Annotated in this window: 8 protein-coding genes; 4 read left to right on the top strand and 4 right to left on the bottom strand. The window is 62.2% G+C overall.

Going from position 1 to position 12139, the window contains the following annotated elements; translation table 11 throughout:
* Window positions 1–7 precede the first annotated feature (7 nt).
* The 4 genes from K5X80_RS05470 to K5X80_RS05455 all read right to left on the bottom strand — a co-directional run bounded on the left by K5X80_RS05470 (window position 8) and on the right by K5X80_RS05455 (window position 6409).
* On the bottom strand, window positions 8–1627 hold the full coding sequence (locus K5X80_RS05470; protein ID WP_222559833.1) for a GMC family oxidoreductase: 1620 nt from the start codon (window positions 1625–1627) through the stop codon (window positions 8–10).
* 108 nt (window positions 1628–1735) lie between these two features.
* A complete protein-coding gene (locus tag K5X80_RS05465; protein WP_222559832.1) occupies window positions 1736–2923 on the bottom strand; it encodes an epoxide hydrolase family protein in 1188 nt (395 codons plus the stop codon).
* A gap of 64 nt (window positions 2924–2987) precedes the next feature.
* Window positions 2988–5276 carry a TonB-dependent receptor gene (locus tag K5X80_RS05460; RefSeq protein ID WP_222559831.1) on the bottom strand — a complete coding sequence of 763 codons (2289 nt, stop codon included), beginning with the start codon at window positions 5274–5276 and terminating at the stop codon, window positions 2988–2990.
* A gap of 260 nt (window positions 5277–5536) precedes the next feature.
* Window positions 5537–6409 (bottom strand): phytanoyl-CoA dioxygenase family protein, encoded by an 873-nt coding sequence (locus tag K5X80_RS05455; protein ID WP_222559830.1) that lies wholly within the window; start codon window positions 6407–6409, stop codon window positions 5537–5539.
* A 102-nt stretch (window positions 6410–6511) separates the two neighbouring features.
* On the opposite strand from K5X80_RS05455, the gene K5X80_RS05450 reads away from it, so the two are divergent.
* From K5X80_RS05450 to K5X80_RS05435, 4 genes are all read left to right on the top strand, one after another.
* Window positions 6512–7135 carry a TetR/AcrR family transcriptional regulator gene (locus K5X80_RS05450; protein ID WP_222559829.1) on the top strand — a complete coding sequence of 208 codons (624 nt, stop codon included), beginning with the start codon at window positions 6512–6514 and terminating at the stop codon, window positions 7133–7135.
* Between the two features lie 129 nt (window positions 7136–7264).
* A complete protein-coding gene (locus tag K5X80_RS05445) occupies window positions 7265–8128 on the top strand; it encodes an SDR family NAD(P)-dependent oxidoreductase (RefSeq protein ID WP_261390646.1) in 864 nt (287 codons plus the stop codon).
* Between the two features lie 319 nt (window positions 8129–8447).
* On the top strand, window positions 8448–10859 hold the full coding sequence (locus K5X80_RS05440) for a TonB-dependent receptor (RefSeq protein ID WP_222559828.1): 2412 nt from the start codon (window positions 8448–8450) through the stop codon (window positions 10857–10859).
* Window positions 10860–11339: 480 nt separating this feature from the next.
* Window positions 11340–12107, top strand: a complete 768-nt coding sequence (locus tag K5X80_RS05435; protein ID WP_222559827.1) for an SDR family NAD(P)-dependent oxidoreductase — start codon at window positions 11340–11342, stop codon at window positions 12105–12107.
* The last annotated feature ends 32 nt before the right edge of the window (window positions 12108–12139 follow it).

Below are 12139 nucleotides of genomic sequence, written 5' to 3'. Positions count from 1 at the left end.
CGGCGTGTCACACCGGCGCGGCTGGCAGCGGTTCGCGGCCGAGAATCATGTCGGAAGCCTTCTCCGCGATCATAATCGTGGGCGCATTGGTGTTGCCCGAAACGACCACCGGCATCACCGACGCATCGACCACGCGCAGATTGTCCACCCCATGGACCCGCAACCGCGCATCGACCACGGCAGCGGGATCGTGCCCCATCTTGCAGGTGCCCGCCGCGTGGTGATCGTTGGTCAGCGTGGCGCGGATATAGGTGTCGAGCGCAGCATCGTCCGCCATGTCGGCCACCGGCAGATCGGGCTCGACCCCGAATTCACGGAACGCGGGCTGGCGATAGATTTCGATGGCCATCCGCAGCGCTTCACGCAGGCGGGCCAGATCGCCGGGTTCGGCAAGATAATTGGCGTCGAGCACCGGCAGAGCCAGCGGATCGGCGGAAGCCAGCCGCACTTCGCCGCGGCTTTCCGGCACCGTCAATTCCATACGGTTGACCATGCCGTGTTCGGGCAACGGCTGGGACGTCAGCGGATCGAGCCGGATCGGCACGAACTGGTACTTGATATCGGGCACCGGCTGTTCGGGCAGTGACCGGACCATGCCGACCGCTTCGATCGAACAATCGGCCATGAACCCGCGCCGCCCGATCAGTCCCTTGAACAGCTCCTGCCCCGCATGGAGCGGGTTGAGCAGGCTGGAATAGGAGATCGGCGCGCTGCATCGCGCATGGGCGGTGATGCTGGCGTGATCGTGCAGATTGGCGCCCACCCCCGGCAGGTCCACCCCGGCACGGATGCCGTGCGCGGCAAGTTTGCGCCCATCGCCGATGCCCGACAGCATCAGCAGATGGGGTGACTGAAACGCCCCCGCCGACAGCACCACTTCGCCCGCCATGCAAGTCACGACATGGCTGCCCCGCGCCAGTTCGATGCCCACCGCCCGGCCCTTGTCGATAAGAATGCGCGTCACCTGCGCGCCTGTCATCACAGTCAGGTTGGGCCGCTTCAACGCAGGCTTCAGATAAGCGGAGGCCGTGCTCCACCGCCGCCCGTGCCAGATCGTGGCCTCCGCCGGGCCGAAGCCTTCCCGCCGGGCACCGTTGATATCCTCGTTGTAGGGGTGCCCCGCTTCCACCGCTGCCGCGATGAAAGCGCGGGCCAGCGGATGCTCCACCCGCGACCGCTTCACATGCAACGGGCCGCCCACGCCATGATAGGCATCCCCGCCCCCGTCGTGATCTTCCGCGCGCTTGAAATAGGGCAGGACCTCGCGATAGCTCCACCCCGCGTTGCCCATTGCCGCCCAACCGTCATAATCGGCGGCGGCCCCGCGGCAATAGAGCATCCCATTAGTCGAACTCGATCCGCCCAGCACTTTGCCCCGGACATCGCGCAGCACCCGGCCATCGACGTGCGGTTGGGGCGCGGTGGGATAGACCCAGGAAAACTTGCCCGGGCGATACATCGCGGTGAAGAACCCGGGGATGTGGATCAACGGGCTGCGATCCTTCGGGCCCGCTTCCACCAGCAGCACGCGCAATCCGGTGCCGTCGCTCAACCGGTTGGCCAGCACACACCCGGCCGATCCCGCCCCGACGATCACGATATCGAAATGGCGATTCTCCTGCGGCATATGCTCCCGTCCCACTTTCGGAGTTGGCCCTTTCGCCAACAAACCGAGCCGTTCCGATCACATCGGTATCCGAGCGTTCGGTTACGGTAAAGCGGGAACGCGCCCAGGCTAGCGTAATGTGCGGAATGTCGCCCGGATATCCTCGACCAATGTGTGCGGTTCTTCCGCCGCGGCGAAATGGCCGCCTGCCGGATGATCCGCCAGATGATGCAGGTTGTAAATCGGCACCATGGCATCACCGAACAGAGCCGCCCCGTCCTTGCGGAACAACGATATGCCCGATGGCGCTTCCACCATCGGCTGGCGGTCGTGCGAAGGTTGCCAGCGATGCCGCCCCGCCTCGGCATAGTATCGCACGGTGGTGCCGAAGCTTTCGGTCACCCAGTACAGCGTCGCTCTCGTCAGGATATCGTCGCGGGAGAAGCGGCTTTCGACATCGCCGTTGCAATCGCTCCATGCGCGCAGCCGTTCCAGCAGCCAGGCAAGCATTCCCGTGGGGGAATCGTGCATCGCATAGGCCAGAGTCTGGGGGTCGAGCAGATGCGTCGTCACGTGGCTGGCGATCCGGCGTTCCACCGCTATCGCATGGGCGGCCATTTCCGCCGGCATCCCTTCCAGTTGCCCGTCCAGCAGGGCAAAGGGGCGATCGCTGGAAAAGGCGCTGAGGACCATCGGCGCCGACACCTGAATCCCGATCAGGCTATCGGCATATTTGTGGCCGAGTTGCGTCGTGACCATCGCGCCCCAATCGCCGCCTTGCGCGGCGTAGCGGGGAAAGCCGAGCACCTGCGTCATCAACGTCTGCCACAGATCGGCGGTGGTCCAGAAATTGAGCCCCGTCTTGCGCAGCGGGGTGGAAAACCCGAAGCCAGGCAGCGAAGGCACGATCACTTCGAACGCATCGGCCGGATTGCCGCCAAACGCCCCCGGATCGGACAGGGGCCCGATCAGATCGCGATAGTCCCAGAATGTCCACGGCCAGCCATGCGTCAGGATCAGCGGGACGGGATTGGGGCCCTTGCCCGGTTCGCGCAGGAAATGCAGCGGGACACCATCGATTTCGGTGCGATAATGCGCGTGGCGGTTCATCGCCTCCTGCTGCGCGTACCAGTCATATCCATCGGCCCAATAGGCCACCAGATCGCGCAAATACCCGCCTTCGACGCCATAGCTCCAGTCATCGTTGCCGAAGTCCGCCGGCCAGCGGGTCCGACGCAAACGGTCCTGCAAATCCTCGATCACCTGCGGGGCGATATCGATGACAAACGGCTGCACGCCGTGCGCTGTGCCTGTCATGGCCGGTCTCTCCTGCCTTCAAACGATCCGCCGGACGGGATTACCCGCCCGGCGGCCAGCCCATTCAGAGTTCGAAGTTCAGATCGACCCCGAAGCTGCGCGGTTCGCCATAGACGTTCCCGGCATAACCGAGCCCGCCGAAATCGATCCCGTGCACACGATAGGCTTCGTCCGTCAGGTTCTTGCCCCAGACGGCGATGGACGCCTTCTTGCCGATCACTTCCAGCTCCGAAAGCGTGATGCGCGCATCCAGCAACCCGCGCGCCTTGCCCGCGATTTCATCGTTGAGCGGCGCGCCGACCGTGGTCGGATGGAAATAGACCTTGCCACGATAATTGTATTCGACGCGGGCCGAAAGCTGCCCGAAATCGAAGCGCGGCGCATCGTATTGCAGCGCCGCATTCCAGGTCAGCTTGGAAGAGAACGGGAAACGCGCGCTGTCCGCCACATCGACCGGCAGATCGGTGCCCGGATCGAGAATTTCGAACTGCTTGTACTTCCGGTCGACATAGCCGACCGATCCGGAAAAGGTCAGGCCGGTGGCGACAATCGCCTGCCCTTCCAGTTCGATGCCCTTGTACTTTGCCTTCCCGGCATTGGCGGTGATGCTCGTCGCGCCGCTCGATCCGGCTTGGAACTGCTGGATCTGCAGGTCCTTGTGCGTGGCATAGAACAGCGCCCCGTTAAGCCGCACCCGCCGATCGAAGAATTCCGATTTCAGGCCGATTTCATAGGAGGTGAGCGTTTCGGGCTTGTACCCCGAGTTGGCCGAACGGGCATTGAACCCGCCCGCCTTGTAGCCGGTGGCGACGCGGCCATAGATCAGCACATCGTCGTTCGCCTGATAATCGACCGAAGCCGCCCAGTTAAACTTGTGGAACTTGCGCGAAAGCTCCCGCGCGAACGGTGAAACCTGATCGAGTTCCTTCTTGTCGCTGGTATAGCGCATCCCGCCTGTGAAACTGAGCTGGTCGGTGGCGCGATAGGTGACTTGCCCGAAAGCCGCCTGCGAGCGCGACTTGTGGTCGAAGCTCAGCAGCGCATAGGCCGGGGCGGCATATTCCGGGGAGATCACGATGGTGGGGAACTGCGGATTGATCTCCTGGCTCTTCTCCTTGAAGTAGAACAGCCCAAGCACGTAATCCAAGCGGTCCCCGACCTTGCCGATCAGGTTGAATTCCTGCGTCCACTGGTGCTGTTTGCGCCGGTTGCTGGAACTGAACAGGCTGATCGGCTGGACCCCAGTGGGGGTGAACGAGCCACCCACCAGGATCATCGGATCGACCGTATTGCCCAGAATACCGGCCAGCCCGTCAAGATCGTCACCCCGGTCGATATTGGTCCATTTGCGATAGCCGGTGAGCGAGCGCAGCATGGTATTCTCACCCAGATCGAGCTCCAGCGTGAGCGTGTGGCCCCAGACCTTGTCGGTCAGCAGCCCATCGGTATCCAGCGCCAGCCGCTTGCGACGCTTGGTCGAAATGACCGGGGCAGCCCCGCCAAGCGACGGCGAAGTGTTGACATAGGCCAGGACATCGGGCCGCATGATCGTGGCCTGGAATGCGGGCGCCATGCTTTCGCGATGGTTGAAATCGAACGCATAGTCGGCCCGGAACGCACCGCCCTTGTCGAAGGACAGCGCCACCCGCGCGGCATCGATATTCAGCGCCCCCGGATCGCGGCTGCTCTTGGCAGTCGGATCGTTGACATACCCATCCTGCTCCCGATGGACATAGGACAGTTTCGCCCGCAGGCCCGATGTGCCCAGTTCACCCGTGTCGATCGTGGTGCGCGATTGCCACTGATTGAAACTGCCATAGGAAAAACGCTGTTTGACCCCGAATTCCTGCGCGGGCTTGGCAGTGATGAAATTGACCGCGCCACCGATGGTGTTGCGGCCGTAGAGCGTGCCCTGCGGCCCGCGCAGCACTTCGATCCGTTCGAGATCGACCAGATCGAACACCGCGCCGGTCGACCGCCCGAGCACGACCCCGTCGACATAGATGCTGACCGGGGCATCGGATGTCAGCACCGGCTCCTGATCGCCGATGCCGCGAATGAAAATGGCCGTGTTCGCGCTCGACGCCGGGGCCGTGGTGACAGTGATGTTGGGGGCGATGGCCGTCAGCGCGCTGACATCGGTGATGCCGCGCGCCTCGATCGCGGCGGCGGTGATCGCGCTGACCGCCAGCGGGGTGCTCTGGAGATTTTCCGACCGCTTCTGCGCGGTGACGACAATCTCATCCAGACCACCGCTGGAGGCCGGCGGCGCGTCCTGCGCCAAAGCCGGAGTTGCCAGACACACTGCGGACACGCATGCCATCGACAGAATGTGTTTGCCACGAACCATCATAACACCCTCCCTTTATTTGTATGTTATCAATTATCTGTATTTAAAGGACAAACCATCCAATCAGGCTATCCGGCAATAAAATAGAAAACGTCATTACCTTTATCAATCGAAAAATTTGGCGAATGCCGCAAAATGCTCTTCACGATTTCCGCCCATATGGGACGCCTCACAGCCATCTTAACGCCTGTGACAGCAAAAGGAGATGGGCGCGCTTACTTAATTCTTTCGCGCTGAATATATCGCAGTTCCGCAATTTTCTTTCAGATCTTGCCTTCTGAAATCAGGTCCAGCGGATTGCGCCAGTCCACTGCGCCCAGAAAACCGCCATTCACCTCGATCCCATCGTGCAATGCATAACCGAGGATCGCCTGCTGTTCGCGCGGAAGCGTGCGGACCAGATCGATCGGCGCTGTGAGATAATTGTTGTCCTCTGTGCGCAGCCAGCCGAGGCAATAGCTCAGATGCATCCCCCGGCGCCGTTGCCGGGTGCGGTTTTCGCCCCCTGCATGCAGAGTGGAGCCGAGATAGAACACCGCATCGCCCGGCTCCAGCCCGGCAGCGACAATTTCATGCGGTTCAGGCTGGCGATCCGCATCCCAGCGATGGCTGCCCGGCACAATCAGCGTCGCGCCCATTTCCGGCGTGAACGGCCCAAGCGCGATCATCGTGGCGAATTCCAGCGGGAAAGCCTGCCGCGGCAGATAGGGCCAGATGCCATCGTCACGGTGGATCAGTTGCCGGGCCGCGCCGGGGCCACGGTCCATCACATCGGCGAAATTGAGCTGATAGGCCGCGCAATGGGGGCGCAGGACCCGTTCGCATTGCGCCATCAGCACCTCGTGGCACAGCACTTCGCCACGGAACACCTTCGATTTGCCCGCCAGCCCGGCGAGGTGGCGCGTCTGCGGGCCGAAGAAGTGGGTAACCGTGTCGTTCATATAGGTGCGCGGCGCGGCATCCTGGCGGGCGAACCACTCGTCGATTTCGGCATTGAACGCATCAAGTGTCCGCTGCCCCAGCACATTGCGGACGATCACCGCCCCATCGCCGAGCATCCGTTCCGCAATCGCATCCGCATCATCGCTCGCATCGAAAGCGGCAATCCGCGCCGGGGCCGCTGGTGTGGTTATCATAACTGTCTCTCCCTATCGTGTCCCGCGCAGCATAAAGGCTGTGCAAACAGCATGCATGGGGGCAGAACCGACCAGTCCGCCGCACGGATAAGGAAAACCGCCGTGAACTCTGACACGCCGTTCGACGATCCCAGACAAACCCGCCTGATCCACCATGCGACGCGGATTTTCATCGAACGCAGCTATGAAACGGCAACGGTGGAAGAAATCGCCTCAGCCGCGGGGATGGGCAAGGCGAGCGTCTATCGCATGATCGGCGGCAAGGCCGAACTGCTCGATGCAGTCATGCTCCACGCCGCGCGGCACATGCTTTCCGCCTGCCGTGTCGTTCTGAACCCGGCGCGTCCGGCGCAGGCGATGCTGGGCGAATTCGCCGAGACCTATATCGCCGCAATGTACCGTCCCTTTGCCGGAGGATTGCCGTTCTACCACGTGGCGCGACTGATGATTTCACTCGGTTTTGCGCGGCCCGAAGTGATGCAGGATTTCATTGCCGCCTATCAGGCCGAAGGCGTGCGCCCGCTGGCCGCCTATCTCGCCGCCCGGGCGGAGGCCGGCGAACTCAATCCTCCGGATCCGCGCGATGCGATCACGTTCTTCCAGTTGATCTTCTACACCGATCAGGCGCTCGCCTATCACGAGGAAGCGCCGCCGGCCGCCGAGATCGCCGCCATGGCCGATTATCGCGTGCGCCTGTTCCTACGCGGCCTTGAAAGGCGGGATTGAGGCACAGGTTCACCCACGCGCGAGATCGCGGTTCGAACGCCAATCATTCCTGATGCGCGGCATTGGTGAAGATGGCACTATCCATGCCGCCATCGCCGGCAGTGCCCCGGCATCGTAAGGAGATTTCCCATGAACGCCTCTCTGCCTCTCGTCGCCGTCGTCACCGGGGCAAGCCGCGGCGCCGGGCGCGGCATCGCCATCGCTCTGGGCCAGCACGGGGCCACTGTCTATGTCACCGGGCGCACAATCAACCCCGGCGATGCGGCCTTGCCCGGCACCATCAGCGAAACCGCCGAAGCCGTCACCGCCGCCGGCGGCAAGGGGATCGCCGTGCGCGTCGATCATGGGGACGATGCCAGCGTCGCGGCGCTGTTCAGGCAGGTGGAGGAGGAACAGGGACGGCTGGATATCCTCGTCAACAATGTCGCCCATATCGACGATGCCCTGATCCGGCCAGGCGGGTTCTGGGAGAAGCCGCTTTCGCTCGCGGAAATCATCGATGTCGGCCTACGCAGCCAGTATGTCGCCAGCTACTACGCCGCGCCGATCATGGTCCGCCAGGGCAGTGGGCTGATCGCTTTCACCTCCTCTCCGGGTGCGACCTGTTACATGCACGGCGCGGCCTATGGCGCGCAGAAGGCAGGGGTCGACAAGATGGCGCACGATATGGCGGTGGACCTGCGCCCGCATGGCGTGGCCACGGTCTCCGTCTGGATGGGTATCCTGGCGACAGAGCGAACCAAGGCTTCCGCGCTCGAACGCCCCGATGAATATGCGCAGGTTCTGGCAATCGCCGAAACACCCGAATTCACCGGCCACGTCATCGCCGCCATCCACGCAGATCCGGCGCGCATGGAACTGTCGGGCAAGACCCTGATCGGCGCAGAACAGGCGCAAGTCTACGGCATCACGGACGAAGGCGGTAAAGTGCCGCAATCCCACCGCGAATGGCTGGGCAGCCCCAACCTTTACAGCGATGCTGTCGTTGCCTGACCAGTAGCCGGGGGCAGCCGGTATTTGCCTGCCCGCCACCCCCGGCGGCACTAGGTGCCGAACCACAGACGAATCGCCCGATCAGGCCACACGCGCATCCTTTTCGGGGATGTGGCAGACACGCAACACCACGGCCCATCCATTTGTTATGTAATACTTATTACACGCAATCAACTCTCTGGACGCCCAGTACAAATTCGTTATACATGAACTTAAGTTCAGAAATTTGAACTGGGTTCATAAGAAAAATACTTTGGGAGGGTGTATGATGCGCAGAGGGGCTTCCTGTATCTATCGCAAGCGTTGGCAAATCGGTGCCATGGCGGCAACCGTCGGCCTGATGGTGGGCGCAGCGCCCGCATTTGCGCAGGACGCGGAGCCGCAACCCACGGGTCAATCGGCCAGCAGCGGCCTTGCGGATATCGTGGTGACCGCCCGCCGCAAGGAGGAATCGCTCCAGTCGGTGCCGATTTCCGTGCAGGCCTTCAGCGGCGACATGCTGAGCGAACGCAATGTGCAGGATGCAACCGACCTGCAACGCATCGTTCCGGCGCTGACCACCTATCAGCAGGCTCGCGACGAAGTGACCATGTCCATCCGCGGCCAGTCCAGCTCGGGCGCTTCGGCACAAGGGCAGAACCCGCGCGTCACCGCCTATTTTGCGCAGGTTCCCCTGCAGACCGGCGATACCGGCCCCGGCAAGTTCTTCGACTTGCAGAACGTGCAGGTGTTGAAAGGCCCGCAGGGCACGCTGTTCGGCCGCAACTCCACCGGCGGCGCGGTGCTCTACGAACCGGCCCGCCCAACGCACAACACCGGCGGTTATGTGAACCTCCAGTATGGCCGGTTCAACGATCGCCAGATCGAAGGCGCGATCAACCTCCCCGCTGGCGATACACTGGCGTTCCGCTTCGCGGGCAAACTTGCCAAGCGTGACGGGTTCACCAAGAACATCGTCACCGGGCAGGAACTCGACGACCGCAACTATTTCGGTCTGCGTGGCTCGATGCTGTGGACTCCATCGGACCGCTTCGAAAACTTCCTGATGTTCGACTACATGCATTCGAACACCAACGGTTCTTCGCAGCAGATCGCCGGAATTGACACCAACAAGGTGCTCGCCCCCAACGTGAATACCAGCGGTTCCGGCCCGGCCATTCCGCTGACGCTGGGCGGCAATGGCCCAACCATCACCCAGTTGATTACAAACCCTGCCACCTACTTCCCGCTGGCAGTGGCGGCGGGCCGTGTCTCCATGTTCCCCAATCCGGCGCTTCCCAATCAGGTGGCCAATCAGATCAAGTACGGGCCACGGATTTCCCAGTCCATCGTGGATGGCCTGTCCAAATCGCGCGGGTGGGGCATCACCAATATCTCGACCTTCGAAATCAGCGACAATCTGACGCTGAAGAACATCTTCGGTTATCGCCGCTACAAGCAACTCAGCCGCTATGACATGGACGGCACGGCCTATCCGCTGCTCGATCAGGTCACGCCCGATGGCGATTGGTCGGTCAATCTGCGCCAGATCAGCAACGAAACGCAGTTGCAGGGCAAGGCGTTCGACGGCGCTCTGGATTTCACCATCGGTGCGTTCGTGCTGTGGAGCAAGTCGCCTTCGCCGCAGCGCACGGTACAGGTGTCTGTAGGCACGCCTTCGCTCAGCGTTTCCTCGCCCGTGGAACGCAGCCAGGCACTGTTCGGCCAGTTCACCTATGACTTCTCGAACATGGGCGTCGAAGGCCTCAGCTTCACCGCTGGGTACCGTTATACGCACGATTTCCGCTCGGTGTCCGCGCAGAACTATAGGGATGCTTCCGCGACTGCAGCCAACGGATGGAAATTCTCGTTCGCGTCCAACACCTGCAGCCTTGTCAACGGATGTCCGACTTTCACCAAAGCCAGTTTCAACGCATCGTCGTACAACATCGGGCTGGATTATCAGGTCAATCCCACCACACTGGTCTATTTCACCCATCGGCGTGGCTATCGTGCGGGCGGCCTGAACCCGCAGGCGCTGGACTTCGGCGTGGCATACGGGCCTGAAAAGGTCACCGACTTCGAACTCGGCCTCAAAACCGATTTCAGCCTTGGCGGGATGGAAGGCCGCCTGAATCTTGCCGGCTTCATTTCACAACTCAAGGATGCACAGGTCAGCCAAGCCTTTTCGACCCAGAATCCAGTGACGGGCCAACTCGCGCTGATCAACCTGATCGTCAACGCCGCGAAGGCCAAGATCAAGGGCCTCGAAGCCGACCTGACGCTGAAGCCGTTCGAACATCTGACGCTCGGCGCGTCCTACTCGCTGACCGACGCCAAGTATTCGAGCTTCCTCGATGTGCAGACTGGCAAGGAAATCACCAACCGGCCCTTCCCGTTCCTGGCAAAACACCGTCTGAACCTGTCCGGCAATTACACTGTGCCGCTGGGCGACAATGTGGGCGAACTCTCGTTCGGCGCCAATTGGGCCTATTCGAGCAGCTACAGCCTCTCGGTCTTCGAAGATCCGCTGGGCGTCGAAAACGGCTACAACCAGCTCGACCTGCGCGCCGACTGGAACAATATCGCCGGCAAGGAAGGGCTCTCGCTCGGCGTCTTCGTCAACAACGTCACCAAGGAACTCTACAAGATCGGCGGCGTGCCGATCTATTCGGTCCTCGGCACCACCAGCCTGCTGTACAACGAACCGCGCACCTGGGGCGTCCAGCTGCGTTATCGCTTCGGAGAGTGATCCGGCAATGGTCTGCCACCCTCTCGCACGGGGGCGGCAGACCGGGATCATCCCGCGTGCGACCGATTGCGGGGGCATTGCCCTCGCTTTTGGTATCGGCCGCAAGCCCGGCCACGGCACGCTTGGACAAGAGCATTTCTTGGTGTAGTGCCGTCGCAGGCGGCGTTTCCGCCGGGGCTATCACAAGGAGTATGCGGGCCAGCCTCTTCGGGGCATCCTTTCCCACGGCGATCCCGCTGACCATCATGCTGTCCTCCATCAGAACCCGCACCAAACCGCCGCTCATCCGCGAATATCATACGTTCATTGCCGGTATCCTTTCATGGATCGCGCGATGAAACGCGCAGCGTCCATGACGTAACCACGCGGCATTAACGCAAGGGTGGGCCAACCGGCAACCGGGGCTCGAATGGCTTTACAATATGTCTGGCGGCACGCTTTCCCGTGGCTGCCCGGATATTCCAATGGATTATTAACCTCATGAACAGATTTGAAAATCGCGTCGTCCTCATCACCGGTGCCGGTTCGGGCATCGGGCAGGCAACCGTGGCCCGCATCCTGGCGGAAGGCGGCACTGTGCTCGCCGCCGACATTTCCGAAGAAGGCCTCGGCGTAACCCGCGCCCGTGCCGAAGAAGCCGGCGATGCAGACCGTCTGACCACGCTGGTGGTGGATGTTGCCGATGAAAATTCGGTGCAGCAGGCGATCGGCGGCGCCATCAAGCAGGCGGGCAAGCTCGATGTGCTGGTCAATGCCGCCGGTATCCTGCGTTCGCAGCATACCCACAAGACGACGCTGGAATTCTGGAACCGCGTGCTGGCGATCAATCTCACCGGCACGTTCCTCGTCACCCGCGAATGCCTGCCCGAACTGCTGCGTTCAGGGCATGGCGCGGTTGTCAATTTCAGCTCCACTTCGGCCAGCTTCGCCCACCCCTACATGGCGGCTTACGCGGCTTCCAAGGGCGGCATCCAGGCGTTCACCCACACGATCGCGCTGGAATACGCGAAGCAGGGCCTGCGCGCCGTTTCGGTCTGCCCCGGCAGCATCCAGTCGGGCATGACCAACGATCCGGGCCTGCCCGCCGATGCCGACATGATGCTGTTCGCCAAGATGTCGCCCGCCCTGATGGACGGCGGCTTTGCCGGGCCGGAAAACGTGGCCAGCGCCATCGCCATGTTCGCATCGGATGATGGCAAGTTCATCACTGGCACCGAACTGCGGATCGACGGCGGCACGCATATGTGATCGCTTCTGGAACGGGCCCTGCCGGGGCCCGT

This window comes from Caenibius sp. WL, from assembly GCF_019803445.1.
In the GTDB taxonomy this organism is placed as follows: domain Bacteria; phylum Pseudomonadota; class Alphaproteobacteria; order Sphingomonadales; family Sphingomonadaceae; genus Caenibius.
The sequence above is the reverse complement of the archived record's forward strand: the minus strand, read 5'-3'. Positions and strand labels throughout refer to the sequence as shown.

Excerpts from the sequence above, each read along its gene's own strand:
- K5X80_RS05470 (WP_222559833.1), bottom strand. The coding sequence starts at position 1,627 with ATGCCGCAGGAGAATCGCCATTTCGATATCGTGATCGTCGGGGCGGGA.
- K5X80_RS05465 (WP_222559832.1), bottom strand. The coding sequence starts at position 2,923 with ATGACAGGCACAGCGCACGGCGTGCAGCCGTTTGTCATCGATATCGCC.
- K5X80_RS05460 (WP_222559831.1), bottom strand. The coding sequence starts at position 5,276 with ATGATGGTTCGTGGCAAACACATTCTGTCGATGGCATGCGTGTCCGCA.
- K5X80_RS05455 (WP_222559830.1), bottom strand. The coding sequence starts at position 6,409 with ATGATAACCACACCAGCGGCCCCGGCGCGGATTGCCGCTTTCGATGCG.
- K5X80_RS05445 (WP_261390646.1), top strand. The coding sequence starts at position 7,265 with ATGAACGCCTCTCTGCCTCTCGTCGCCGTCGTCACCGGGGCAAGCCGC.
- K5X80_RS05440 (WP_222559828.1), top strand. The coding sequence starts at position 8,448 with ATGGCGGCAACCGTCGGCCTGATGGTGGGCGCAGCGCCCGCATTTGCG.
- K5X80_RS05435 (WP_222559827.1), top strand. The coding sequence starts at position 11,340 with ATGAACAGATTTGAAAATCGCGTCGTCCTCATCACCGGTGCCGGTTCG.